The sequence below is a fragment of the Sphingobacterium sp. B16(2022) genome (assembly GCF_012030425.1).
Taxonomy (GTDB): Bacteria; Bacteroidota; Bacteroidia; order Sphingobacteriales; family Sphingobacteriaceae; genus Sphingobacterium; species Sphingobacterium anhuiense.
Genome location: NZ_JAAUVN010000001.1, coordinates 1,775,718 through 1,800,621, shown reverse-complemented (window position 1 = coordinate 1,800,621; position 24,904 = coordinate 1,775,718). Strand labels below are relative to the sequence as shown.

22 protein-coding genes are annotated in these 24,904 nt (G+C 40.2%); 13 read left to right on the top strand and 9 right to left on the bottom strand.

Going from position 1 to position 24,904, the window contains the following annotated elements:
• The first annotated feature begins 264 nt into the window (after nt 1-264).
• Nucleotides 265-2,391: a catalase gene (locus tag HCX49_RS07970; RefSeq protein ID WP_168126712.1), complete on the top strand. Its 2,127-nt coding sequence runs from the start codon at nt 265-267 to the stop codon at nt 2,389-2,391.
• An 84-nt stretch (nt 2,392-2,475) separates the two neighbouring features.
• On the opposite strand, the gene HCX49_RS07965 is transcribed toward HCX49_RS07970, so the two are convergent.
• The 4 genes from HCX49_RS07965 to HCX49_RS07950 all read right to left on the bottom strand — a co-directional run bounded on the left by HCX49_RS07965 (nt 2,476) and on the right by HCX49_RS07950 (nt 7,165).
• Nucleotides 2,476-3,000 carry a YceI family protein gene (locus HCX49_RS07965; RefSeq protein WP_021191618.1) on the bottom strand — a complete coding sequence of 175 codons (525 nt, stop codon included), beginning with the start codon at nt 2,998-3,000 and terminating at the stop codon, nt 2,476-2,478.
• A gap of 189 nt (nt 3,001-3,189) precedes the next feature.
• The gene (locus HCX49_RS07960; RefSeq protein WP_237682772.1) at nt 3,190-4,653 is read right to left on the bottom strand and encodes an MFS transporter; all 1,464 of its coding nucleotides are present in this window, start codon (nt 4,651-4,653) and stop codon (nt 3,190-3,192) included.
• 128 nt (nt 4,654-4,781) lie between these two features.
• A complete protein-coding gene (locus HCX49_RS07955) occupies nt 4,782-5,825 on the bottom strand; it encodes an HlyD family secretion protein (RefSeq protein WP_168126710.1) in 1,044 nt (347 codons plus the stop codon).
• A gap of 11 nt (nt 5,826-5,836) precedes the next feature.
• Entirely contained in the window at nt 5,837-7,165 is a 1,329-nt protein-coding gene (locus HCX49_RS07950; RefSeq protein ID WP_168126709.1) for a TolC family protein, read from the bottom strand.
• A 95-nt stretch (nt 7,166-7,260) separates the two neighbouring features.
• On the opposite strand from HCX49_RS07950, the gene HCX49_RS07945 reads away from it, so the two are divergent.
• The 4 genes from HCX49_RS07945 (at nt 7,261) to HCX49_RS07930 (ending at nt 10,845) form a co-directional block, all read left to right on the top strand.
• Nucleotides 7,261-8,040 carry a helix-turn-helix domain-containing protein gene (locus HCX49_RS07945; protein WP_168126708.1) on the top strand — a complete coding sequence of 260 codons (780 nt, stop codon included), beginning with the start codon at nt 7,261-7,263 and terminating at the stop codon, nt 8,038-8,040.
• Nucleotides 8,041-8,228: 188 nt separating this feature from the next.
• Nucleotides 8,229-9,212: an aldo/keto reductase gene (locus HCX49_RS07940; protein ID WP_168126707.1), complete on the top strand. Its 984-nt coding sequence runs from the start codon at nt 8,229-8,231 to the stop codon at nt 9,210-9,212.
• Nucleotides 9,213-9,218: 6 nt separating this feature from the next.
• A complete protein-coding gene (locus tag HCX49_RS07935) occupies nt 9,219-9,509 on the top strand; it encodes a DUF3861 domain-containing protein (protein WP_021191612.1) in 291 nt (96 codons plus the stop codon).
• A 232-nt stretch (nt 9,510-9,741) separates the two neighbouring features.
• A complete protein-coding gene (locus HCX49_RS07930; protein ID WP_132768570.1) occupies nt 9,742-10,845 on the top strand; it encodes an L-dopachrome tautomerase-related protein in 1,104 nt (367 codons plus the stop codon).
• Nucleotides 10,846-11,022: 177 nt separating this feature from the next.
• On the opposite strand, the gene HCX49_RS07925 is transcribed toward HCX49_RS07930, so the two are convergent.
• The 3 genes from HCX49_RS07925 to HCX49_RS07915 form a co-directional block, all read right to left on the bottom strand.
• On the bottom strand, nt 11,023-11,760 hold the full coding sequence (locus tag HCX49_RS07925; RefSeq protein ID WP_132768568.1) for a sulfite exporter TauE/SafE family protein: 738 nt from the start codon (nt 11,758-11,760) through the stop codon (nt 11,023-11,025).
• Nucleotides 11,761-12,240: 480 nt separating this feature from the next.
• On the bottom strand, nt 12,241-12,927 hold the full coding sequence (locus HCX49_RS07920; RefSeq protein WP_168126706.1) for a hypothetical protein: 687 nt from the start codon (nt 12,925-12,927) through the stop codon (nt 12,241-12,243).
• Nucleotides 12,928-12,939: 12 nt separating this feature from the next.
• Nucleotides 12,940-13,437 (bottom strand): RNA polymerase sigma factor, encoded by a 498-nt coding sequence (locus HCX49_RS07915; RefSeq protein ID WP_168126705.1) that lies wholly within the window; start codon nt 13,435-13,437, stop codon nt 12,940-12,942.
• A gap of 622 nt (nt 13,438-14,059) precedes the next feature.
• Between HCX49_RS07915 and HCX49_RS07910 the strand changes: the two genes are divergently transcribed.
• A complete protein-coding gene (locus HCX49_RS07910; RefSeq protein WP_168126704.1) occupies nt 14,060-14,584 on the top strand; it encodes an ExbD/TolR family protein in 525 nt (174 codons plus the stop codon).
• A 57-nt stretch (nt 14,585-14,641) separates the two neighbouring features.
• Here HCX49_RS07910 and HCX49_RS07905 read toward each other — a convergent pair whose 3' ends face one another.
• Nucleotides 14,642-15,211, bottom strand: a complete 570-nt coding sequence (locus tag HCX49_RS07905; RefSeq protein WP_168126703.1) for a hypothetical protein — start codon at nt 15,209-15,211, stop codon at nt 14,642-14,644.
• 160 nt (nt 15,212-15,371) lie between these two features.
• Here HCX49_RS07905 and HCX49_RS07900 point away from each other — a divergent pair, with 160 nt between their 5' ends.
• The 6 genes from HCX49_RS07900 to HCX49_RS07875 all read left to right on the top strand — a co-directional run bounded on the left by HCX49_RS07900 (nt 15,372) and on the right by HCX49_RS07875 (nt 21,369).
• Entirely contained in the window at nt 15,372-15,998 is a 627-nt protein-coding gene (locus tag HCX49_RS07900; protein ID WP_168126702.1) for a hypothetical protein, read from the top strand.
• Between the two features lie 13 nt (nt 15,999-16,011).
• Nucleotides 16,012-16,839, top strand: a complete 828-nt coding sequence (locus HCX49_RS25720) for a helix-turn-helix transcriptional regulator (protein ID WP_132768554.1) — start codon at nt 16,012-16,014, stop codon at nt 16,837-16,839.
• Nucleotides 16,840-16,924: 85 nt separating this feature from the next.
• A complete protein-coding gene (locus tag HCX49_RS07890) occupies nt 16,925-17,872 on the top strand; it encodes a nitrilase family protein (RefSeq protein WP_168126701.1) in 948 nt (315 codons plus the stop codon).
• A gap of 220 nt (nt 17,873-18,092) precedes the next feature.
• Nucleotides 18,093-19,397: a DUF2931 family protein gene (locus HCX49_RS07885; protein WP_168126700.1), complete on the top strand. Its 1,305-nt coding sequence runs from the start codon at nt 18,093-18,095 to the stop codon at nt 19,395-19,397.
• A gap of 38 nt (nt 19,398-19,435) precedes the next feature.
• Entirely contained in the window at nt 19,436-20,722 is a 1,287-nt protein-coding gene (locus tag HCX49_RS25375) for a DUF4375 domain-containing protein (RefSeq protein WP_206368303.1), read from the top strand.
• Between the two features lie 56 nt (nt 20,723-20,778).
• Nucleotides 20,779-21,369 carry a hypothetical protein gene (locus HCX49_RS07875; protein WP_132768548.1) on the top strand — a complete coding sequence of 197 codons (591 nt, stop codon included), beginning with the start codon at nt 20,779-20,781 and terminating at the stop codon, nt 21,367-21,369.
• A gap of 175 nt (nt 21,370-21,544) precedes the next feature.
• On the opposite strand, the gene HCX49_RS07870 is transcribed toward HCX49_RS07875, so the two are convergent.
• Nucleotides 21,545-23,371 carry a right-handed parallel beta-helix repeat-containing protein gene (locus tag HCX49_RS07870; protein ID WP_317166818.1) on the bottom strand — a complete coding sequence of 609 codons (1,827 nt, stop codon included), beginning with the start codon at nt 23,369-23,371 and terminating at the stop codon, nt 21,545-21,547.
• A gap of 539 nt (nt 23,372-23,910) precedes the next feature.
• On the opposite strand from HCX49_RS07870, the gene HCX49_RS07865 reads away from it, so the two are divergent.
• Nucleotides 23,911-24,663, top strand: coding sequence for a hypothetical protein (locus HCX49_RS07865; protein ID WP_168126699.1), 753 nt, complete (start codon nt 23,911-23,913; stop codon nt 24,661-24,663).
• The last annotated feature ends 241 nt before the right edge of the window (nt 24,664-24,904 follow it).

The following is a 24,904-nucleotide window of genomic DNA, read 5'->3' as shown; positions in this document are numbered from 1 at the left end:
TTGATTATTTGACGAAACAAATGATTAGGTTAAAAATAGGAGGTTAAAATGAATAAAAATGCAAGTTTATTACCTTTTATTAAAACTATATTACCTTTAAATTGACGCTATCAAGACTGTTGCTCAGTCTTAAGTCTTCGGTCGGGGCTTGTTGCGCTGGGGATCTTTGGAAACAAATCGGAGGTTATGTTGTTACTAGTAATAGTGTCGGTCATGTGAAGGGTACCGACATGTTCTAATCTTCATCCATAACTTTATTTAAACATGGCTAAGCAACAAGAAAACAAAAAAGTGCAACAGATTCAGGAGCATACGATTGACAATGCCAATCGGGTATTGACGACGAATGATGGAGTTCCGATCAATGATAACAACAATATGCTCAAAGCAGGAGAACGTGGCCCTGCACTTATAGAAGATTTTATTTTTCAAGATAAGCTGGCTCATTTTGACCGCGAGCGGATTCCGGAACGTGTGGTACATGCAAGAGGTTCTGGTGCTCACGGTGTTTTTGAAGCGACAGCAGATGTTTCTCAATATACCAGTGCCGCTTTTTTAAAGAAAGGTACGGTAACGCCGTTATTTATCCGTTTTTCAACCGTTGCGGGCTTCAAAGGATCGACTGATCTGGCGCGCGATGTAAGGGGATTCTCGGTAAAGTTTTATACGGAGGAGGGTAATTATGATTTAGTGGGTAACAATATTCCGGTATTTTTTATCCAGGATTCGATGAACTTTCCGGATTTGATCCACGCTGTTAAGCCAGAACCGAATAATGAGATGCCTCAGGCCGCATCGGCTCATGATACGTTCTGGGATTTTATTTCTTTGATGCCTGAATCTGCACATATGCTGATGTGGGCGATGTCCGACCGTGCTATTCCACGTTCTTTTAGAATGATGGAAGGTTTTGGTGTCCACACGTTCAAATTTGTCAATGCAGAAGGCAAAGGCACTTTTGTGAAGTTTCATTGGAAACCTAAATTGGGAGTGCATTCGGTGGCATGGAACGAGGCGCAAAAATTATCGGGATTTGATTCGGATTTCTTACGCCGGGATCTGTGGGAGAATATCGAAAAGGGTAATTTTCCACAGTGGGACCTGGGTGTACAGCTTGTACCGGAAGAGGATGAACAGAAATATTCGTTCGATTTATTGGATGCAACGAAGATCATTCCGGAAGAATTAATTCCGGTGACGATTATCGGAACGATGACACTGAACCGTAATCCGGAAAATTTCTTTGCAGAAACCGAGCAGGTAGCCTTTGATCCAGGACGTCTGGTACCGGGTATTGACCTGACCAATGATCCTTTATTGCAGGGACGTATATTCTCTTATGCAGATACACAGAATTACCGATTGGGAGGTCCTAATTTTCATGAGCTTCCGATCAATAGACCGGTCAACGGTAAACATAACAATCAAAAAGACGGTTTCGGCAGACAGGATATCCTGAAAGGCAACGTCAGCTATTTCCCAAATAGTTTGGGTGGCGGTTGTCCCTATCAGGCCATGTTAAAAGGCGAGACCGGTTTTAAGAGTCATGAAGAAAAAGTGGATGGCTATAAAGTAAGACGCAGGTCTTCGTCATTTGCTGATCACTTTACACAAGCCCGCTTGTTTTTCAATTCGCAGACAGTACCTGAAAAGGAACATATCATCAGTGGTTATAGCTTTGAGCTATCGAAAGTCAATTCGGTAGCTATCCGTACACGGGAGCTGGCGATCTTAAATCAGATCGATCAGGAACTGGCGAAAAGAGTGGGTGCCAATCTGGGATTGACACCTCCGGAGCAACTGGATGAACTGACGTTACAGTTTGCGCGTCAGAACCATCCGGAATATCCGGTGAAAGCGCCTAAACCAGAGGTAGAGAAATCTGCCGCATTGAGTATGGCTACCGCTCCGGGCGAAGGAACGATTGAAACTCGGAAAGTGGCTTTTCTAGTGGCAGATGGTGTGAGCAAAGCATCGGTCGATGTGATGAAAAAAGCATTGGAAGCGGAGGGTGCTGAGGCCGTTCTGATCTCGACACATACGGGTAACGTGAAGTTTAAGGAAGGTGGAGAAGCGGAAATCCAGCATACTTATCTGACGGAAGCTTCGGTCTGTTATGATGCATTCTATACACCGGATGGCGATTCGGTTGAAACATTGGAGGATGAGCCGGATTATATCCATTTTATCAACGAAGGATTTAGACATTGTAAGGCTTTGGCCTTTGCTAAAGGTGCTGAAAAATTAATTGCAGGATCGTATATCGCCAAGCAGGAAAAAGATGCCGGCGTGGTACTCGAATCAAAAAATAACCTGACGGCAGACTTTATCAAAGCGATGAAAGGTCACCGGGTATGGGATCGGGAGAAAGTACGGAAAGTGCCTGCTTAGTGCGGGAACTATCGATCTCGTGCATATACAAAAAAGTCATGCTTCTGATGGGAGCATGACTTTTTTTATAAGGGTATATGTTGCTTATTTCGTCACAATGAACTGAAAATCTGCTTGGAATTTTACTTCGTCGCTCACCATCAATCCACCTGTTTCTAAAGCCGCGTTCCAAGTTAATCCGAAATCCTGACGGTTGATTTTACCGGTAGCGGTATAACCGATTTTTTCATTACCCCAAGGATCTTTTGCTACACCACCGAACTCCACGTCGAATGTAACGGATTTGGTAATGCCTTTGATCGTTAGATCGCCTGTTAATTTAATATCATCACCGTCTTTTTTACTGCTCGTAGCATGAAATGTAATGGTCGGGTTGGCCGCAACATCAAAAAAGTCTGCACTTTTCAAATGCTCGTCACGTTGTTCGTTTTTCGTGTTGATAGACGCTGTCTGAATGGTCAGGTCTATTTTGGCATTTTCTAAATGGTTTGAATCACTATCTACCGTAACGTCGAAATCTTGAAATTGACCTTTTACGTTAGTAATCATCATGTGTTTTACTTTAAACTCTATTTCACTGTGTGCTTTGTCTAAACTCCAATTTGCCATAACTTTAATGTTTAAATTTGTTTATAAATTTTTTATTTTCTTCTCTAATATTCTGCTACAAAAATAAGGGTTAACACCGTTATAATTCTTGACCTAGATCAATATCGTACATGTGCTTTGCCTTCTGACATTAGGTAAACAAAGAGGCGCTGTATTGGTTTCGATTTATTTTTGCACATCTGTTCAGATCTAATAAGGAACATTGAATTTTGTCAATCTCAGTACCACCTGCTGCAGTTTGGGTAAAAAGATCAGAATAATAATGACCAGTACGACTCCGGTAAGCATCAGGTCATAATAATCGCGGCTTGCGCGGGCGAGGATCTGTTCTTTGAGCATGGTATTGAAGAAGGCATTGGCGGCCACCTGCGATTTTAAGCCGTCATTACCTGCATTTTGATAGGTCTGTTCGATCTGTTGCAAGGCGAGGGGCAACTGCGGATTGATCTGGTTGACCGAATGGCGTACCTGATCCTGAACCGCGGCCCGGGTAAATAACTGCAGTTCGTTGTTAACTGCCATACTGCTGCAAAATCCGATAAATCGAGCCAGAATACCGATGAGTGATGCATTTACAGCGATTTTAGCAGGAGCAGCGGATGCTGTGAAGGTTACGATAGGCACAAATAAAACTCCCGTCGCAATACCATAGATAAACATAGGCAGTATAAAGTCTGCTGTCGATCCGGTCACGGAAATAAAGAGCAGCATATAGCTATAATACAAGCCCATGATGATAAATCCGACGATGATCATCCGAATCAGATGGGTTCCCAATAGTATAAAGCGCGCTGTTATATACATACTGAGTACTGTTCCGGATATGACAGCCAACCAAATGGGAATGGTATGTAAAGGATCGGTTCTTAAGATCGTTTCCAGATGGCTGTAGGTCAGTCCTGTACTTCCTTTGAAGAGGTAAAATACAAAAAGCAGTAAAAGACCGATAACAAAGTTTTTCGCTTTGAAAATCCGCAGATTAATCAATGGACGTTTTAACCGCATTTCTCTGATGATAAAAAGTATGAGGATGCACACTGCGGCCAGAACCAGCTGGCAGATCACGGTACTGCTGAACCAGCCCAGCTGCCTCCCGTAAATCAGGATATAGCCCAAGAGCAGTACAAAACTGGTATAGAAGAGGTAGCCGATCCAGTCCACCTGATAGAGCGGTATCTTTTTATGCAATCTTGCTTTGGCATCCATCGTGATCAATACGGTCGCGGTGAGCAGCAGCAGTAAGATATTGGCTCCGTAAAACAGCCAGTTAAAATCCAGATAATGAAGCACCATGCTGCAGTAGATGGAATAAAGTGGAATAGAAATCTGAATGCCGGCATAGAGAATGGTGTACCCGATGACTCTGGCCCGGGTGCTATGTAGCCTGGGGAACACCAGATGAAGTATAATACCCGATAGCAGTGCGCAGGTGATGCCCTGTGCAAATTGACAGACGAGAAAGAGGGGCCAGCTTTTACTATGGAAGCAGATCAATGTGCAGATACCATTGGTCGCTAATCCGATCAAGAGGTATTTGCGTGAGGTGAAGTATTTCACAATACGGGAATCGAGCGCCAAGAATGTCACTGTGGATCCATAGATGAGTACCATGGCATATTGTACATCTGTGGGTGCTACGCCGTAATACCCCATCACGGTTACAGGACTGCTGTAGAGAGCAAAACTGAATAAGCAGGTCATCAGGATTGCGAAGATAACCGATCTGGCCAGCCACTCGGATACCCAGTGTTTAAATAAAGGAATTTTATGTGCTTGCATCTTTAATTTTTTACCACATATACATGTGCGTTCATGCCGGCAGCGAGTTTGGCTAGCCCTTGGCTTGGGTTTAGTTTAATGCGGACAGGCATGCGCTGGATGATCTTCACGAAATTACCGGTGGCATTATCGGGAGGTAACAGGGAGTAGCGCGATCCAGTAGTGGGGGAAATGGATTGGATGGTTCCGGTGAATTGCTCTCCAGGAAAGGCATCAACTTCAATGTTGACCGTATTTCCGATATGTAGGCTGCCGATCTGGGTTTCCATAAAATTGGCCACGACCCATTTCTCTTCGGTATCATTGGTGAGAAATGCTAAGGTCTGTCCCGGTTGTACCAACTGTCCTTCCTGAATATTTTTTTTACCCAGTTGCCCATCAAAAGGTGCGGTGATCACGGTGTAGCGGACATCCAATTCCTGTCTTTTGAGCAGCGCTTCTTTGATCCGGATTTCGGCCTCAATCGCCGATCGCTGGGCTTTGAAATCTTGCAGTCTGGACTGCGCAACCTGCAGATTAGCCTGCGATTCATCATAATCTGCTTGATTGATGGCCAAGTTTGCCTCCACATGATCAAATTTCTGCTGTGTGGTGGATTGTTCGCCTAGCAGGTTCTGATAGCGGTTAAATTCTTTTTGTTGCTGTGTTAGTTTTGCCTTTGATCCGGACAGATGTGCTTTGATCACTTCGATGGTCTTGAGCTGAGTATCTTCATTTGCACTGAGGATCGGGAGTTTTGCACGTGAACTCATCAGTTCGGCCAATGCGGCTTCCTGTTTCAGGCCGTATTCACTTTCTTCGATGAGCAATAAGGTATCGCCTTTTTTTACCTGTTGGTTATCCTGGAAATAAATCTTGCTGATGTATCCACCGACTTTTGCGTTTACGGGTGAGAGGTAGGCATCGATCTGCGCATCGTTGGTTTGCTCGTATTGATATCCTTTCCAGAAATAGACGACGCACCAGCTGCTGATACCGACCAATAATAAGATGCCTAACCATTTGGTGATTGCGACTACAATTTTATCTGTTTTATTTTTGTCCATGGTGTTTACAATTAAAGTGCTCCTGTAATCAGCAGAAGCTTGATATGGCTTAATTTTAGATTGACCTGTGCTTGTGTTAAATTAAATTTTGATTCCAGCAGGATGTTCTCTGCATCGAGCAGATCGGTGAGCAGGGATTCCTGATTGAGGTAGCTGTTTCGGATGACCCGCACAGTTTCGGTCGTCTGGATGATATTGTCGGTTGCTGTTGTGACGCTTTCGAGCGCCTGTTGCTGTTGCAGGTATGCTTCTTTGACCCTGACCGAAATTTCATCTTTTTTGATGTTTGCTTTTTCTTTCTGCTGTTCGCTGAGATTGCGTGCTTGTGCGATGGTATGTTTGCTTTTGTAGAGGTTGTCTAGCGCAAACTGCATCTTGATACCGGTCTGTCCATAGCCCCAGGGATCGTTGGAGTAGGGATAAAAGGATACTTGCGGATACGTGTAGTTGTAATGTGAATACAAGGAGATCTTAGGCTGCAAGGTGGATTTTGCCTGTTTGATCTGAAGCTCGCTGATTTTGATATCACTTTGGGTGATTTTAAATTCCGGCGATTGACTGAGAGCCTCTGCCTGATAGCTTGCATAAGCTGCCCTATTGCCTGCCTCTAAGTTCACGATATCCTGAATAGGAATTTCCAATGGTTCGGTTTCGTTTCTTCCGATGAGTATATTGAGACGCTGTTTGGCCAGCACTACTTTTTTCTCCACGTCCGACAAACTGAGTTCCAATTGCGAGAGCTTGACCGAAGTACGTAAGACGTCACTTTTGAGGACGACACCATTTTTATGTAGGCTCTGGATGCTGCTGAGCTGCTGTTTTTCAGTTTTAATTTCTGTCTGCAGAAATTCATGGTATCGTAGATACTTGTACAGCTCGTAATAGACCATGGCGATGGCAAACTTGATGTTGTCATGTTGCAGTTCAAATTCAACTTGTTTGCGCTGTTGCTCTTCTTGTTTGATGTGGATATTTCGTTTATCCCTTCCGCCATTGTAAATGTTGAAATCCAGGCTGTAACCAAAGCCATAGCCATAACTGGAAACAGGAACATCCTGCGGTTTTGAAAAGAGACCGTTGTCGTAAATTAGAAATTTGGAGTTAAGGGCGTAATTTCCGGATACTGCCAGATCGGGAAGCAGTTTGTCCCGTGCTTCCTGGATACTGGTCCTGCTTTCCTGTACACTTAAATCCGCCAGATGCAGCTGCCGGTTCTGCTTTGCGGCGAGATCCCATATCTTTTCCAATGTCCAGGTGCTATCAGGAGCTTGTGCGAAAGAAGCCTGTGTGAGGAAAAGATTGCCGATCAATGCGATGATTAAAAAGGGGTACTGTTTCATTTTTGTATGCTGTATAATAATCTTTGTGCAAAATTATTGGAAGAAAAGAGCAGGTGTTTTATATAATTAGCCTAAAGTTTGTTAAATTGGGCCATATGGATCTTTTGGAGCAGCTCATTAAGAATATCGATCAGAATCCCGATTCGATTTTGGTGATCCGTCAACAGACGGAACAGCAATTGCTCGCCCATCAGCATGATAAGGGACAGCTTTTACTGGTTTACGGTGGGATTGCTTATCTGCAGACGCAGGAAAGGGACTATTATATTCCTTCTAATCATTATATCTGGATCCCGGGCCATTTTTCCCATAATCTGATGTTCAATACCAAGGATTTACAGATTATCAATTTTTATTACCCCAGTCAAGGTGATGCTGGTTTTTACGATGAACTGGGGATTTATCCGGTGAGTAAGCTCTTGTCCGAAATGCTTGTCTTCAGTGAAAAATGGCAGGGTGATTTTTTTCAGGGGTCCTGGGAATTTGAGTTTTTGAATACGGTGAAAAACCTGTTGCCGAAGGAGCATCTGAAGAAATTTGCAATTCAGCTTCCAGTTACTGATGACACCCGTCTGAATGCTATCACGAACTATTTACGTTCGAAAATAAGTGAATCTTTGACGCTGGAGGACATCGCCAGAACTTTTGGTTATAGTGTAAGGACTTTAACGCGGTTGTTCAAAAGCAAATTGCATATTTCTATTGTGCAGTATGTGAAAATGCTGCGGGTGATCCGTGCGATGGAATTGATGAAGGACACGGATCTTACGATTACCGAAATTGCCTATGAAGTGGGCTATTCGAATATTTCGGCATTCAGTAATACATTTTCCCAGCTGACCAATATGCGTCCGACTGATTTTAAAACGATGTAAGTTTCGCTCTAATATGTGGGCAGCTAGGCAAATCGTTTTTTGAGTTGAGCTACGACGATATTCAGGTTAGCAGGAAACAACATCCCAAGTTAACTGTTTTATAAGAGTATGACCTTAGCCGGTCGGAAAACTGAAGTGAGAAATATGATCAAGGAATTAGAATTTTAGAACATAAAATATAAAAAACAATGGAATACAGGAAATTAGGAGATAGTGATTTAGAGATTTCAGCGATTACTTTCGGTGCGTGGGCCGCTGGAGGTTGGATGTGGGGCAGTACGGATCGAAACGATGCAATCGAAGCGATCAAAGCTTCTTATGATGTCGGTGTAACGGCTATCGATACTGCACCGATCTATGGTCAGGGAACGAGTGAAGAAATCGTCGGTGAGGCGATTAAGGGAATTTCGCGGGATAAGGTCCAGCTATTGACCAAATTTGGCATGCGTTGGGATCTGGCAGAGGGGAATTTAGCAATGCATAGTAAAAACAATGCGGGTGAAGCGATCGATATCTACAAGTTTGCGGGGAAGGACAGTATTATTTACGAATGTGAACAGAGTTTACGCCGTCTAGGGACAGATTATATTGATCTGTATCAAATTCACTGGCCCGATACGACAACTGCAATAAGTGAAACGTTTGAAGCCGTAGGCCGGTTGATTGAACAGGGCAAGGTGCGCTATGCCGGTGTCTGTAATTATAGTGCCTCACAAATGGAGGAAGCTGAAAAAACGTTGAAATTGGTATCTAATCAAGTTCCTTTCAGTATGGTGAATCGAGGTATTGAAGAGGAAACCGTTTCTTACTGTGTGGTGAACAATAAATCGATTTTAGCTTATAGTCCATTACAAAGAGGGTTACTGACAGCTAAGATAACAACGGATTATCAATTTCAACCAGGAGACCACCGTGCAAATTTACCGCATTTTCAGCCTGAATTTATTGCTAAGACCAATGACTTACTGGCGAAAATAAAACCGATTGCTGATGAGCATCATGCTACCTTAGCCCAGTTGGTGTTGCGATGGACCATAGAAAGAGCGGGGATTACTATTGCTTTGGCAGGAGCAAGAAATGCAGATCAAGCGGTTCAAAATGCGCAGGCAATTGCGATCCATTTAAGTCAAGAAGAAATAGATACCATTAATGAATTTGTTAGTAATTTTTAGAGAGCTATGGAAAAAAGAAATAATGCTTATCAATTAGAATTAAAAGAAGTTAGTCTGAAGAATGGGGATGCGGGAACAAAATCTTTACATTTAAATTTTGATAATCATGATGATCTGTTCAACATTTTTGAGGTGATCAGTTCGAAACAGATTTTTGATAATAAGGAAACAGCGACTGAATTTGCTTTGGGACTGAAATTGTTTACGGAAGTTATGCTGAAAAACAAAGAAAATCCTTTGTTTGAGGATTTACGTCCGGCAATTTTAGAATTTATGAAGAAATTGAAAAGTAGTTAAAAGGATAGCGGAATGGCCATAGCAAAGTAGTGATCACATGCCTTTCAGCTTGCGCGATACCAATTGTATAAAATAGGAAAAGATGTGCTTAGCACAGGTTCTTGATTTTATGGAATAGCTATTTGCTATCAGTGGAAATTAAATGTTGGAAGTTGCTTTGCTATCGCTTTTTTGCATTACGCACGGTTGTAATGCTTATTGGACTGTACTTAAACTAAAATAGATTAAAATAATGAAATGGATCAATAACATGGTCTTTGTACTGACTTTATTCGGAATTATGGATCATACTTTAGCTCAGCAATACCACAGCGATGCGCTGATAGAAGCCGCTTCTTTTGGGAAATATCGGGCCATTGGCGTAAGTGTAAACACTGCTAATCGGCTATTTGTGGCTTTTCCGAAACAAAATACCGATTATCAGTACGGATTAACAGAAATTGTGAACGGTGAGCGTGTTCCTTATCCGAATGAAGAATGGAATAAACCGGGCGAAGAAAACGGGCATTTTGTGAGCGTCCAGGATTTGTATGTTGATGCGAATGATTTTCTTTGGGTATTGGATTCGAAACCTGCACCATCAGGTTCTATTTTTGGTGATAAAGGTGAAGCTGCAGAAGGGCAGTTCAAATTATTAAAAATCAATACCCGGACAAATCAAGTTGAGAAGCGCTACAACTTTGATGATCTGGATAAATCTAAATCGGGTTTGAACGATGTGCGTGTTGATGTCCAAAAGAATAAAGCCTATCTATCAGATCCTGGTCAAGCGGCAATCGTTGTACTGGATTTAGCAACAGGGAAAACACGTCAAGTTTTAGAAAAGACATCTTTTACTTTAGCCGATCCTGATCTGATACTTGTGTATGATGGAGTGGAAATGCGGGATAAAAACGGTAAACCGTTTATGTCAAATGTGAATGGTATTGCTTTAACGCATGATTTTAAATATTTTTATTTTAAACCGATTAATAAAACACATTTATATCGCATCGAAACGAAATATTTGACCGATGAATCTTTGACCGAGAAAGAATTGGAGTCGAAAGTTGAAGATATGGGGGATGTGGGTGTAACACATGGACTGATTGCCGATAAAAAGGGCAATATTTATTTAACCAATTCCTTGGACTATACCATTAAGTATTTAAGTCCAGATGGTCAGTTGCATACTTTAGTACAGGATTCAAGGTTACTCTGGCCAGATTCACTAGGCATCGGAACAGATGGCTTTCTGTATTTTTCTTGTGCTCAACTTCCACAGGATCCAAATTGGAGCAATGGAAAGAACAGAACGGAATTACCGTATCGTGTCTTCAAAGTCCAATTACCTTAAATCTGGAGTCAATCTTATTTGAAAATCTGGCTAAATTTGCCACAACAAGATTGATTCCTGCTTTCTTGCTGTGGATATCGATTAGTACGGGTACGGTATTACGTAAAAGCAGCTCATGCAGGTGAACATTATGCGAGAATAACAGTCTGTAGCGCTCCAAAGATAACTGTACAATGTTTATATAAATGTATTGATAATACAGACAAGGCCGATTATGATCAATCCGATGTACACGTATATAAAGAATTTTTTATGTTCGATCCGGTGGTTTAACCATCTGCCGATATAGATAGCCGGAATCATAACGGGTATTGATTTTAAGAAATAGAGGACAACTTCTTCTGTGATGAGATCTTTAAAATAATAACCGACTACGCTGATGAAGCTGACAGGTAAAAAATAACCTTGTAAGGTTGCTCTAAATTCGCTGGGATTCCAGCCTTTGATTTTTCCGTATACAACGAGCGGAGGACCGTTGATGCCAAAGGCTCCACCCAATACACCTGAAGCTATACCACAGGTCCAGAGCCATAAGCTGTTATGATCTGCTGTTTTAGCCTGTGTGTTTTTAGCAGTTAAGGCATAGATTGAATATGCAATTAGTAATATTCCCAATCCGATTTTAATCAATTTATCGTTGCCATACAGCAGCATACCCAAACCGGCTGGCAGGCCGATCAATGCGGCAAGTACGAGGTATTTGGTACTTTTAACATCTATTTTTTTGTGATCCTGAACGACGACCAATAAGGCAATAGCGACGGATAACATGACGGACATGGGAACTGCAATATCGAGCGGGAGAATAAAACTTAATAACGGCACTGCGATTAAGGCTTCGCCGAATCCAAATGTCGATCTGACTAATGTTGCAATAAAATTTATACCCAGTACTTTGATCAGTATGATATCCATCTGTATGTTGTTTTTTAATTAGTGCCGTATGTGCACAGCTTATGATGTTTTATTCTTTAAGAAATGTATCCTGCGAATAGGGTCTATTGACAAGTAAGAGTTCCTATTTTTAATTTTTTGGCAGCCGTGTTCATGTACTGCTTTGGATCAAAATATATCCTTATTTTTCAAGTTCCCGCAACAGTATTTTTTTGCGTCTGCGAATATTCTACAAGGATAAAAAAAACGCAGTGAAAACAGCCTGCAAATATGGGGTGTAGGTTGTTTAAATGTCTATTTTGAAGGCCTCAAGATGCATTATTCTTAGATGATAAATATACGAAATAATAGCCGGTTTTGAGGTGTTAATTGGTGGCTAAATGTCGTTAATTTGTTTATTTTCTTCATCTTTTCGGTTTAATAAAAAGATGAAGAAAAATGCGAACAAATGTTATTGCATAACAATCGTCGAATAGCCGAATGGTGGGATTTATTAAGGATTTAACTCAGGTTGCTTTGCTGTGGTTTATTGTCATTTTGATAGGCATCAATCTGTTTTAAAAGTTCTATTGACTTTAGTAGGGGTGTCCAATCATTGCCGTTGAAAATAAAGCGAAACCATTTCTTATCCCTATTTTCAAAATTGATATTGATGAAAAGCCAAATGGACAGATAAGTGCATGCAAGGGTTATGCTGCCCTGTAAAAACCATAACAGCCAGCTTCCATTGTCCAGCATGCTATCATTCCAATAAAAGGTGGTCCAGACCGGTAACTGTAAGAAAAGTAGACGGGTGACCCATAAGGTGGTTGATTTTAAATGAGCTATTTTCTTTTGTGTATCTAAGATGGGGCCGCTGATATCGACCTGATAAATGGTGATAAGCTGGTAGCTATAGGTGATCAATGCAATGGCCGACAGCATGACTTGAACCGTGGCTGAAAACAGAAAAAAGAGATTTGTTTTAGGGAAAGCGTATAAGAATAAGTAAACGACTAGTGTTCCTAAAAAACCGACCCAGACGACCCCCACTAAGATCGTAAAAAGCTTGACAGGCTTCATTGATGATAGGAAATGCGCCACTTTTATGTGCGTAATAGCTGCTGTATTTTGTGTGCTGATAGCCAGGTTAGTATCCAACTTTTCCTGTGCGGTTTGCCAAAGCTTTTTTAATTCTAACTCGTTCATTTCTTTATGGTTTTATTGTGAAAACTTTGTTTTTAATTTATCCTTGATGCGTCCTATTTTTGTTCCTATATTGCTGACGGATAGCCCTAAAATCTCTGCCATCTCGTGATGGCTTTTGTCTTCCAGATACATCAATATGAGGGCTTTGTCCAATTCTCTCAATTCGCTGATAAACTGTACTAATAAGTCAAGCTGCTGTTCTGTTTCTACTTTTTCTTCATTGTATAAATCTGATGTCTGCTCATTGAGAACCGTGAATCGGTTTGCCCTCGTTGTGTTTTTCCGATAAAAGGAAATCGCGACATTGAGTGAGATACGGTATAACCAGGTTGATATTTTAAACTGCTCTTTATATCTCGGAACAGATTGCCAGATCTGTATCATCATTTCCTGCATCAGATCATCCCTATCATGCTCGTCATGGCAATACACACGGGCAACTTTGAACAAAATTCCTTTGTGCTGTTCAATTATTTGCTGAAAGAATTCTTTTTGTTCCTGCTTGTTCATGATAAGTGCGCATGCCAACTCTTAATTTTATGTAAAGTTGTTGGGTTATACCTGATGTGTTTATCTCTTGCTTTATCCATAATAAAGCTTTGCGCAGAAATGTTTGCTAAAACGGACTTTGCTATGCGCGACCAGAAAAGCTGGATGTTAGTAGCCTGAAAGTACGGCTTCCAATGATGGAGAATAGGTGCTACTCGTTTCGGTAGCATACGATTTAAAGTGGCAGCAGTTATTGAAAATTCCATTGTTAAAAATATTAATTAAACTTATTTCCTTAATTATTCGCAGTGGGTGTCAAAAAATCACAGTTGTACACCAAATATTTTTTTTTTCGGCTGGTTTTTGACTGTAGATTGTATAAAACACTTCAATCACGGCCTCATGGGGTGACCAATCGGGTGTTTGGGTAGGAGTGATCAGCGAATGGATTAGTTGATTTTAGGATGTTATTGCCCGCTGAAATGCTGTGATTTACGTAGGAAAATAAACTGAAGACATTTGGAGTACTGGATGAGGAATGTTGATCATGCATCTTTTTTATTGAAAAATAATATGGAATATGATTGATGCTGGCATCTTAAAGATGAGTATTAACCAATTCTATCATTTAATCTAGAACATCATGGCAGAGCTAAATCAAAAACAACCGGAAGCAGGAAAAAAGAAAATCAGAAGTAAAAAACTGGCTCCTAAAGTCGATCTGACAGCAATGGTGGATCTTGCATTCTTATTGATCACCTTTTTTATGCTGACGACAACATTAAATAAACCTCATCGTCTAGATATCGCAATGCCTGATAAATCTGGGCATGAACCCATATTATTGGATGAAAGGCGTGTGATATCGCTTCTGTTAACCGATAAAGGATTGATGTGGTATCATGGCGATTTTAACCATCCGATCTCGAAACCGGAGTTCACTGACCTCAGTAAGAATGGGATAAGAAAAGTATTGGATCGAATGAAATTGGAGATCCCTGCAAAGGCAGATGGCAAGGATATGATCGTATTGATCAAACCAAGTAAGGAAGCACGGGCGGTGGATGTGGTACAGGCGCTGGACGAAATGAAGCATGTCGATATTAAACGCTATACCATCAGTAAAATAGGGGAAGATGAAGAAAAGATGGTCTTAGCTTCTCTATAATTTATTTTTGAAATTTCTGCATAGCGCTTCGTCCGATACAGACGAAGCGCTATGTTTTTAATCCTTATCTAGTTTTTCCCAGAATTGTGTTACCTGTGCTTTGATCACTTCAGGCAACTGACTGTAATTATCCGAGTATGTCGTCTTTTGGTACCCATCTGCTTGATCTGCCTGTAACCTGTAAAACTGTTTGTTGTAGAGTACAAGTGCGATACAGCTAAGCTGTTTGTCCATATTACCTTTTGGGTGTCGTGAATAGACAAAAATAGCATCTAGTTTTCCATCTTTATCGGCATCAAAAAAAGCTTTGCGGGCATCCCAGACGGAAGTGACGATATCTTTTTCTGAAACATGGTCTTCGGCAACAACAGTCCATTTGTCGTTATTTTTTTGAAACTGCTGGATATAGAGGTGATCGGGATCTGCATTCCGTTGTTCTTTAGAGAATACAATAAAATTATCTTCATTTGCTGTGGTAATATGCTCTACCTGTAGCACTCTTTTTCCTTTGAAGGGAAAACCAGATTGTTCAAAATTGGCTTTATTGACCGAAATGCTGGTAATCTGTGCATCGGCTGTACCCATACTGAATCCTAGTATAAGGAGTATAGCTAGTTGTTTCATCATATTTTTATTGTTAACAGGCTCTATTTGATTTAATCTTTCTTGAAGGTAGTTATTTATAGTGAAATATGTTAATTTTAGCACAGCAATTAACTATTTAATGTTCAGCGGTAAAGTCTAAAGGATCGTTATATAGTAAACCTTAATGAAGTTGATCATAAACATGAAATATTCGAAATTAACCACCGTATTACTTGCATTAGTGTTCTTTTCTGCCTGTAACCAGCATGGGAATGCTGGGGCATTAAAAGGAAAAGAAAAGGAAACAGCCCGGACAAGTAACGTGATCGACTTGATAGGGGAATTAAATGATAAAGTAAAGGAACTCTATAAATGGAATGAAACAAAGAGCACTCATGTGGATTTTGAACCGTTGCAACTGAAAGAGACGGATAGTGTTTACGCGGGACTTGATTTGGAAATACATAAAAAGAGAATCAACGAACTGCGGGAAACAAATCTATTCACGGATCAGTTTATTTCCAACTATGATAATATAGGCTTGATCATCGACGAGAAACTCCGAAACAAATCGTGGGTATGGTATGTGGGTGAACTTCCGCCATTTGGTAACGGAGCAAATCCCTGGTGCAACTGTCAGGATAATCCAGATAATTTCTGGGAAAAGATCATATTAAGAGATGTAAATTTTGCCAACAATCTGGCCACTTTCAACTGGTCGTGGGGAGATGGCTTTAATTACAAAACGAAGGCTCTGTTAGCTAACGGTATCTGGAAAATTGATTATCTGGAAGGTTTTGATCCGAAGGTGTTTCTTCCATCAGAATAAATGGTTTACCTTTGTGAAATTATCTATTGAGATTATGCAGCTTTATCCGTCATTGATGCTTTCCGCTATTGTAAAACACTACCTCATCATCAAGCATGATCATGATGGGTATGCCGATTACCGCTTGTTTTCGGATGGCAATCCGGGTTTGGTCTTTCACTTTAAAGATCCTTTCTTACAGGTGAATGCTTGTGAATCAGGAAGTAAACAGCCGCATAGTTTTCTTTATGGACAGATGACACATTTTAATGATATCAAGTCGGTCGGAAAATTGGATATGTTGATTGTGGTTCTCCATCCACATGGTCTGCATGCGCTGACGAACTTATCGGCTTATGAATTGAACAATACCATTACACCTTTGCGTACTGTTTTTGGTCAGGAGGGAAGTGATATGGAGGAGCAGGTATTGAGTTCTAAAAGCCCTTCTGAAGCGATAAAAGCGATCGAAAAGCTGTTGATATGCCGCGTGAATCGGTTTCAAAAGGAAGATGGTCTTATGCATGGGGCTTTAGATTTGATTTATCAAGCGAACGGAATGATTGCTGTTGCTGACCTGATCCAAAAACTGCCGGTAACGGAACGGCAATTGGAGCGGAAGTTTAAGGAACAGGTCGGAATCGCTCCTAAGAAATTTATAGATGTTATCAAGTTCCAGCATTTTCTCAAATCATTGCAAAAATCTTCTTCAGATATTAACCTTTCTCAGGTTGTGTATGCCTGTGGCTATTATGATCAGGCGCATCTGAATAATTGTTTCAAGCGTCAGGCAGGGGTTACCCCGATGCAATATCGCCATCATGATCATCTTCTTGCAATCAACCTGATGCAGGTGCTGTAAAACGATATTGTCGGTTTTTTCCAATTTATTGCGTGTTTGTCCCGCTAATTTTGAATCATTAATGGTTTTAAAAAATTAGAAATCAATGGAAAACTTAAAAATTGCCAGTGTACAGTTTGAAAATCGAAGTGGAGATAAGGTTTATAATCTTGACCTGATCAAAAAGCTTACTGCTGAAGCGGCAGAACAGGGAGCTGATGTGGTTGCTTTTCATGAATGTTCGATTACCGGTTATACCTTTGCCCGCAACCTTTCCTGTGAGGAAATGCTGGAGCTCGCGGAGCTGATCCCTGATGGTCCATCAGTAAACGCATTAACAGCAATCGCTAAAGAATATAAAATGACCATCTTGGCCGGCCTTTTTGAAAAAGATATTGCCGGTAATCTTTTTAAAGCGTATATCTGTGTTGATGAAACAGGTCTGATCGCGAAACACCGAAAACTGCATCCGTTTATCAATCCGCATCTTTCTCCGGGAACAGCTTATACCGTTTTTGAGATCAAGGGCTGGAAATGTGGGGTCTTAATCTGTTATGATAATAATATTATTGAAAATGTTCGAGCGACGACTTTACTTGGTGCGCAGGTGATCTTTATGCCGCATGTAACCATGTGTACACCTTCAACACGTCCGGGTGCTGGATTTGTAGATGCCAAATTATGGGAAAATAAACAAGAAAATGCTACGTTACTTCGGGAAGAGTTTGACGGGCTGAAAGGCCGCAGCTGGCTGATGAAATGGTTACCTGCACGTGCCTATGACAATGCCATATATGCTGTTTTTTCAAATCCTATCGGTATGGATGACGATCAGTTGAAGAATGGCTGTGCGATGATTATCGATCCTTATGGTGATATTATGGCGGAATGCCGTTCATTGGATAATGAAATCTGCGTAGCGGAACTAACTGCCGATAAGTTGGTGAAAGCGGGCGGATACCGATATATCAAGGCAAGGAAGCCTGCCCTGTACCGAGATATTTTAGGAAAAGAACATGTGAGTGAGCAAAAGGTGGTGTGGCTGGATAAGTAGCTGGCCTATTCGCAATTAAGAAATTGTCCGTGACACCTATTTTTAAGACTGGCTGATTAAGGGACGGTATCCAGGATGTTTAAAACATGCCTGGGTACCGTTTTTTGCGATTTTGAAATCAAGAGGAGTTGTGTATATTTGAGTACTGGCTATTGCCGCTAATACCAATTTATATTTAAGACTTTAATCTTTCAATACCGCTCATCAAGATAAGAACAGCATGACTTTAATACACCTCCATAAAATCCTGCTAATAGCCGGTGCGCTTACGGGCTTTGGTTTTTTGTTTTATCTCTTTCTTGGAGATGGTGTTGCATTTGAAACGCATGGTATATGGGCTAGTTTTGCCAACCTGTTAGGGGTTGTGATTCTACTGTCTCAGTTTATACTCCACTTTATTGTGCTACTGATCATTTGTGGTACCGGTACAAAGGGCCAAGAATTGACCGTCAAGCAAATGTGGATCATCGGTATCTACTGTTTGATTGCCGTGATTGCGAATATCGTACTTATTCTTAAGCATACGACGGTTTCCCGGTCTGAAATGACGGTTGAGCGGAAATGGCGCAATTCTGAAAAATACGAATGGGAACCGGCAATATCCAATCCTGAAGGCTATCCGGTTCGTGTGGTGGAAGGTCGTTTTTTTATTGAATCGTGGAGCAGAAATAATGCTTTTCCGGATATTGACAATAAATTTTACGATAGTCGCTGGGGGATAGGTACGTCTACTTTTATGAGTTCGGATCAGGGTGCTCTGGTGATGCCGGACAGCTTAAGTCTTTCCTGGTATTCTGTTGTGGAAGATTGTTATTATAAACTTAATGTGGCCCTGGATAAAGAAAAAATAAGTGCCCTGTTTAAGAAGGGGTTTGAAGCGAAGAATCACAATGGCGTATTCCATCGGACTTATGATGAAATTATTGTCGGATTGGCACCGGGAGGAGATGCGGCGTTATGGGTTGGCGGAAATTGGGGAAATGCTGTCGAAGTGAGTTTTTATCAGGCACAAAAAATAGATAGTACGGAGATTGAACTTGGTCAACGTCAGATGATTCAGGAGGAATTGGGAAGACTTCGTGCATCAAAAGAGTGGGTTGAGCAGACACATACAGCGGCTAATCCGCAGGCATACGATAAATGGCGTAAAAAATATCGCACACCCTATGCGTGGCGTCTTCAGTTTGTGAAGGATGCTGATTTGGTTAATCCGGAGGTGGAAGTTGAATTTTTTAATGGTGAGCAGGTGACCATCATCGACAGTCTATTGCTCGAACAGGATTTTCCAAGGCATGCTTTACCTTCTTCTTTGTTTTTAACTTCGACTGGACCTGATGGTAAAACAAAGCGTGATTATGTTGCTTTAGATGAGGAAAATACGTTTAGTGTGTTTGAGAAGCTTAAGATGAGTAAACAGAAAATAACAGTAGTTGTTACCTGTAAAATAAATAAGCAAGGTGAAATAGAAAAGATAACAGCTAAAAATAATTTGGAAGAGCTTCCGTTAAAATTAAAAGCGGACTAAAATTTGATCGTATTAACGGTAATGATTAAAACTAAAAAATGGACGATAAATTAATTGAACAGCTCAATCTATGGCATGAGAAAAGTAAGCACCGTCAAATTATTGAGACGCTTGAACAACTGCCGGCATCGGAATTAACCTATACGTTGAAAAACATGCTGGGACGGGCGTATAATAATATTTCGGATTACGGAAAAGCGCTTGATATTTTACTGTCGGAAAGTACGGCAGGAGCGGAAGATCCCTTGTGGAATTTTAGGGTGGGCTATGCTTACTACTATGGTAAGGAATATGAAAAGGCATTGCCTTATTTTCAAAAAAGTGCCGCGTTAGGGGATAGCACGGCTAAGAATTTTGAGGAATGGTGTGTTCAGGAGCTGAAAAATAAAATGGAGCAACCTCCTACGAATGATGGTGCTGATCTGGATAAAAAATGGTTTGATTTTACCTCACAATTTGTTGATAAGCTCAGCAATAATGAGAACGATTGGAACGCCCTGTCGGAGCACGAACAGGAATTGGCAGCACTTTGGAAACTTGAAATGGATATGTATAATGGCGGTTTTCTGCAGTTTTTCTGTAATTGGGGAACGGCTTGTTATGGCCATGCGGTAAGGGCATTGATGCGCTTAAAAGCAACGGAGTCATTAGCTATTATACAAAAGCAATATGAAATTATTGAACATCTGGAGGATAATCAAGAAATAGAGAAGTTGTGGGATATTCCGAATTATCTAACGGATGCTGAACAGCATGAAATTTCTGAGGTCCTGGATCTACAGTACTGGGATAATAAAGATCAGATTATTGAAAAGACATTTACAGTTTACGCGGATTTAATGGATAATAATGAAGGAAATACGGAACGTAAATCGACTTTAAATCAGATTGCCTGGTCTTTTTCATCGGAAGCGTACACAGATGCAGCACTATTTAATGAGGAGGTAATGCAATACCAAAAAGATATTTTCGGGTCGGCCGAGCGATGGAATCCGAATGAGATCGTGCTTGACGCCTCAGCGGTGCAGATTCAATATGAAGCCTGGATCATGAAACCATCTGACTTGCTGGAGAATGAACGTCTGATTTCGGAGGATGAGGATATTTTTGATGGGGAGGCCGATGATGAAGGATATCAGGTCGAGATTGTAGCTCAGTTTAAAGCCGATAATGATAAGAATTTTACCGCTTTGGAATTTTTGATGAAAGCACATAATCAACAGGCAAATAAGGAACTTGGCGACCATGTATTTTTCGAGGGTATTGCCGAAGAACCTACAGAAGTGGATGGTGTGCCGACGTATTATATTGCTTGTGGCAGCTAAGTAATCCGATAATTTTCTATTTCATAATCGTTATTAGAAATTAAAATCATGAAGCTATGGTGAGAAATATAAACTGGTTGGGACTGTTTGTTTTGTTATCTGGTATAATATTGACGGTGTGGAGTTGCCAGAATAAAGCTGCAGATACGGCACACAATAGGACTGAGGATCAGGACAGCACTTTCGTTATACGTGATTCCCTGGTTATGCAGGCAGATAAAAGAACGGTATTGCCTGATACCATCGTGATTTCTAAAAAACATGATCCCAATGTTGTTGTCTGTGATATGGATGGCGACAGTCGTTTGGATACTGTGCATATCGTTCAAAATACGATAAATCATAAATATGGTCTTAAAGTGTCTTTCGGCAACAAAAAAACTACTTATCTAGGAATGGGACAGGATATTTTAGGTCAGGGATTTGATGATATTGACTGGGTCGGTATTTTTGAAAAAGCGCCGAGAGGAGAGGTCTATTATAATAATGTGAGTGATGAAGGTGAAATTATGACAGAAGATGAGGTCGATGAAAAGGATAAAATTAAATTACCGCATGATGGTGTTTTTATCCATCAGGCAGAAGCCTGTGGTGGTGGGATCATTTACATGAATAACGGTAAATTTGAGTGGATTCAACAGGAGTAGCTTTTGACCAATGTCATGTACATAGATGGAAAATGAATTATTTTTGATGCTCGATCAGTTGAATCTGCAGTTCTCATAATGATCCCTGTGACTGAATCCGTTCGGGATAGGGTAAGAAATAAAAAGGCCAATCTCCTGTATTGAGATTGGCCTTTTTACTTTTTATAAGCTGCGATTAATTAGCAGGATAAACGAAAGGTTTACCATCAATCGTATTATTTTTGATATTGGCATTGATAACGCGCTCAAACAAAATTTCCTTTTTGTTCCAGTGAAATGCCGGATACTCCTTATTTGTCTTAATCGTATTGTTATTGAAAGTAATGCCATCTACAGATTTCGCATATAGAATTGGCTTATCAAAAGTTTCAAAATAGTTGTTTTCGATCTTGATACCGCTATGGAAGTATTTCTGCTGGTTTTTCAAGTCAGGAATCTCAGGATAGATGGAGATCACCGCATTGGTAAACTGGAACATGTTGGTCAAAGCATTGATAAACTTATTGTTTTTGATCGTGATATCACGGCATGTACCTGTTTCGTACCAGCCGTTGCTATCGCCACATAAAAGAATGGCTGTTCCTGAGGTATGATCAAATAGATTATTTTCCACTACGGTCTTTTGAGGAGTACTGAACAGTGCACCCCGTGCTCTGTTGTTTCGTACAGTATTGCCTTTAAACTCTACTTTTGGTGTCCACGTCAGGTTTTCAATACCGATGTCCAATTTGGTTGGATCGATGTAATCATCTAAGGGTTTTGTGAATACAATTTTGAAATCCTGGATCGGATCGCTATCTTTTTTACGGATTACTTCGATGGATTGAATACTGTTTTTATTGTCCCAGAGCTCCATTGTTTTGGATTGGATAAACTGTACTGAATCGGTCGCATAGCCCCAGTCAAAACCATAGGACTGTTCGTGCATGTATTTTGCAAGTACGGTTTTATTGTCCAGTTTTTGTGTGATTTTGAGATAAGTACCATGAATATTGATTGCATCGTCCATCATGTTTTCATATCGTCCATTATTGGATATGATCACACCTTTACAGCCTGAGAAATGGGTTGCATCTGCCTGTGCTGTAAAATAACGGGGATCGTTTTTCCCTCTTAATGAGACATTGAATTTTTCTAAATAAATGTTTTCAGTCAGCTGTGCCAACAGACCCATTCCTTCGGAATAGTGAACCGATATATTTTCTAATCTGGTGTCTTTACCTTTGTGCACGAAAATACCGGGATTAGGTCTATGCCAGCTTCTCATGGCAACGACTGTTCCGGGTATTAATTTTGAATTCTTCCACTTGAAGGCTTTGATGATTCCTTTTGATATTTCTGCTACATGTGCTGTGCCCACTGCGATATCACTGGTATTGTACACGATATACTTTGTTTTTTCTTCAAAAGCGATACCGGAGGTGGGTTTCATTTCCCAACCTTCACCGGTATTGTAGAAGGTGCTGTCTTTGATGGTATAAGTGACCCAGGGAGCAGTCTGGTACGTGATTGTACCTGCTTGGGTATCGTTTTCTAAGATTTTAACCTGACAGATCTGGGGTTGCTCGAAGTCGATATGCAGATTTTTAAGGCTGAGGTTTTGATTTTCAACCAATGCAAGGGGTAACATACGTCCATGAAAGATCAGGTCTGAGCCTTGTCCGTCTATGGTGATGTTGCTGAGGTTTTCTAAGGTAATACCAACGGTCTTAGGATTGTCCTGATCATGGTTGGAGATGTAATAGGTTCTTTTTTGAGCTCCTTCTTCATGGAAATCGTAACGTCCTTTTTTGAATTTGATTACTATAGGATTACCTTTTCCAGCCTCAGTAACTATTTTCTGAATCGCTTGATTGAGGGTTGCACTGCTGTTTTTCCCCGTATTGGGGTTGATGCCATACTTTGTTAAGTCGTAGACTTTGGGCGTAGAATTTGCCTGTGCCTGAAAGCTGATGAAAGCGATCATAACGACCGACATGTTTTTTCTGAACCAATTTGTCATTTTAATAAATTAGTAAGTTCGGTTTTTAAAAGATTTAAGGTTTTATATTGGGGGCTTTATGTCCGATATATTATGTACAAACATAGTTTAATAGATCAGGATTTCAAAGCGGATATTGGTTTAAAAATGCATTTACGGCCATTGTAATCAGATTAATACGTGTTCTCAAACAAATGCAGCTGATCGACAGACCTGTTTTTATTTCTGTTTTTTTTAAGTAAAACGGTCATGCAAACGTTTGTCATTGCCGATATTTTTTATTCCTTCATCAGGAGCATATGTTTATTTCCTTACTGATTTTGATGATCGGAGAATTTCATTTTTAATAAAATTACCGCCAAATCTATTATTCTGATTTTTACAACTCTGGTTATTGAGATAAGAAGATAAGCATGAATTAATAGCGTGATAGTAGTTGACGTTTGTTTTTAGTTATCGAGTTTAGTATTCATGATTTTGATGGCTTTTGAAATAATGTTTAAATATCTCGATGGTAGGAAAAATAATGTTGTATATTTGGGGTCAAAATAATTATTGGAATGAACAGATACTATAAACTTTTGCCTCTGGCAATTATTTTATTAGCGAGCGCTTGTCAAAAAACAGAAACATTAGAAGAAAATAAAGTCGAGGTTGATTTGTATTCGAAATCTGATAGTGTGTCATTCTATGTCAATGGAAAACACTATACCACAGAAGTAGATAGTGACATTGAAAAGTATGGATATAGGAATGGAGGTGCCAACTTGAGGTTAAGTGATACGAAAGGCAAATGGACATACGGTAGTGCAGGAAAAGATCTATACTGGGTAGGTGCACCCGATTCTATACAATATTCAACAAGTTATACGAATTATTTTCCAGGAGGTTCTATTGAATTTAATTATGTAAAAAACTATAAGGAAATAGAATTGGTGGAAGATAGTAATACGCTAGTGCCTCGAAAAGATAAAATATTCTATAAAGTAGGTAAATATGACTATGCCGTAGATTTTAAACGTAGGAACTGGGATGAGGGAGTTGCTATTGAATTATCCTTAAAAGATATAGGAGGATTAACGTCCTTTAGTACACTAGCTAATCGTTTTGAAACACAACTGAATACCATTAGTCAAAATGACTCCAAGTTTGAAATACTCAAAGTGGAAGAAATAAAAGGAACTAAGCTCGTTATGATCGAAGGTAAATTTGAGGTAAATTTATTTGATGATCAAGAGCAAAAGGTGGTTCGTGTTACAGATGGTTATTTTAGAAGTAAGGTGTACAGATCTGGTAATAGATCCACTTATTAAGTTTACTGCTTTGGCAAAAGTATTTTGACAAAGCAGTAATCAATAACCACATTTTCTTAAGGCATATTCTTAACAAACATATCATTAGGGGCGATGACAGATCTATTAAAATCTTATCAAAAGATCTTTACACTTTTTGTATCCCTTATCGAAGAGGCGGACAGTTGGGTAAATGAATGAGTTTTTTTTTATTAAAGCCTATGTTTTAAGTTTTTGTTAGGAAATATTTTATATATGTAAG

Excerpts from the sequence above, each read along its gene's own strand:
- HCX49_RS07865 (WP_168126699.1), top strand. The coding sequence starts at position 23,911 with ATGAACAGATACTATAAACTTTTGCCTCTGGCAATTATTTTATTAGCG.
- HCX49_RS07970 (WP_168126712.1), top strand. The coding sequence starts at position 265 with ATGGCTAAGCAACAAGAAAACAAAAAAGTGCAACAGATTCAGGAGCAT.
- HCX49_RS07930 (WP_132768570.1), top strand. The coding sequence starts at position 9,742 with ATGAAATGGATCAATAACATGGTCTTTGTACTGACTTTATTCGGAATT.
- HCX49_RS07940 (WP_168126707.1), top strand. The coding sequence starts at position 8,229 with ATGGAATACAGGAAATTAGGAGATAGTGATTTAGAGATTTCAGCGATT.
- HCX49_RS07915 (WP_168126705.1), bottom strand. The coding sequence starts at position 13,437 with ATGAACAAGCAGGAACAAAAAGAATTCTTTCAGCAAATAATTGAACAG.
- HCX49_RS07875 (WP_132768548.1), top strand. The coding sequence starts at position 20,779 with ATGGTGAGAAATATAAACTGGTTGGGACTGTTTGTTTTGTTATCTGGT.
- HCX49_RS07890 (WP_168126701.1), top strand. The coding sequence starts at position 16,925 with ATGGAAAACTTAAAAATTGCCAGTGTACAGTTTGAAAATCGAAGTGGA.
- HCX49_RS07950 (WP_168126709.1), bottom strand. The coding sequence starts at position 7,165 with ATGAAACAGTACCCCTTTTTAATCATCGCATTGATCGGCAATCTTTTC.
- HCX49_RS07905 (WP_168126703.1), bottom strand. The coding sequence starts at position 15,211 with ATGATGAAACAACTAGCTATACTCCTTATACTAGGATTCAGTATGGGT.
- HCX49_RS07960 (WP_237682772.1), bottom strand. The coding sequence starts at position 4,653 with ATGGGGTATTACGGCGTAGCACCCACAGATGTACAATATGCCATGGTA.
- HCX49_RS07900 (WP_168126702.1), top strand. The coding sequence starts at position 15,372 with ATGAAATATTCGAAATTAACCACCGTATTACTTGCATTAGTGTTCTTT.
- HCX49_RS07910 (WP_168126704.1), top strand. The coding sequence starts at position 14,060 with ATGGCAGAGCTAAATCAAAAACAACCGGAAGCAGGAAAAAAGAAAATC.
- HCX49_RS07870 (WP_317166818.1), bottom strand. The coding sequence starts at position 23,371 with ATGACAAATTGGTTCAGAAAAAACATGTCGGTCGTTATGATCGCTTTC.
- HCX49_RS07945 (WP_168126708.1), top strand. The coding sequence starts at position 7,261 with ATGGATCTTTTGGAGCAGCTCATTAAGAATATCGATCAGAATCCCGAT.
- HCX49_RS07925 (WP_132768568.1), bottom strand. The coding sequence starts at position 11,760 with ATGGATATCATACTGATCAAAGTACTGGGTATAAATTTTATTGCAACA.
- HCX49_RS07935 (WP_021191612.1), top strand. The coding sequence starts at position 9,219 with ATGGAAAAAAGAAATAATGCTTATCAATTAGAATTAAAAGAAGTTAGT.
- HCX49_RS25375 (WP_206368303.1), top strand. The coding sequence starts at position 19,436 with ATGGACGATAAATTAATTGAACAGCTCAATCTATGGCATGAGAAAAGT.
- HCX49_RS07965 (WP_021191618.1), bottom strand. The coding sequence starts at position 3,000 with ATGGCAAATTGGAGTTTAGACAAAGCACACAGTGAAATAGAGTTTAAA.
- HCX49_RS07885 (WP_168126700.1), top strand. The coding sequence starts at position 18,093 with ATGACTTTAATACACCTCCATAAAATCCTGCTAATAGCCGGTGCGCTT.
- HCX49_RS07955 (WP_168126710.1), bottom strand. The coding sequence starts at position 5,825 with ATGGACAAAAATAAAACAGATAAAATTGTAGTCGCAATCACCAAATGG.
- HCX49_RS07920 (WP_168126706.1), bottom strand. The coding sequence starts at position 12,927 with ATGAACGAGTTAGAATTAAAAAAGCTTTGGCAAACCGCACAGGAAAAG.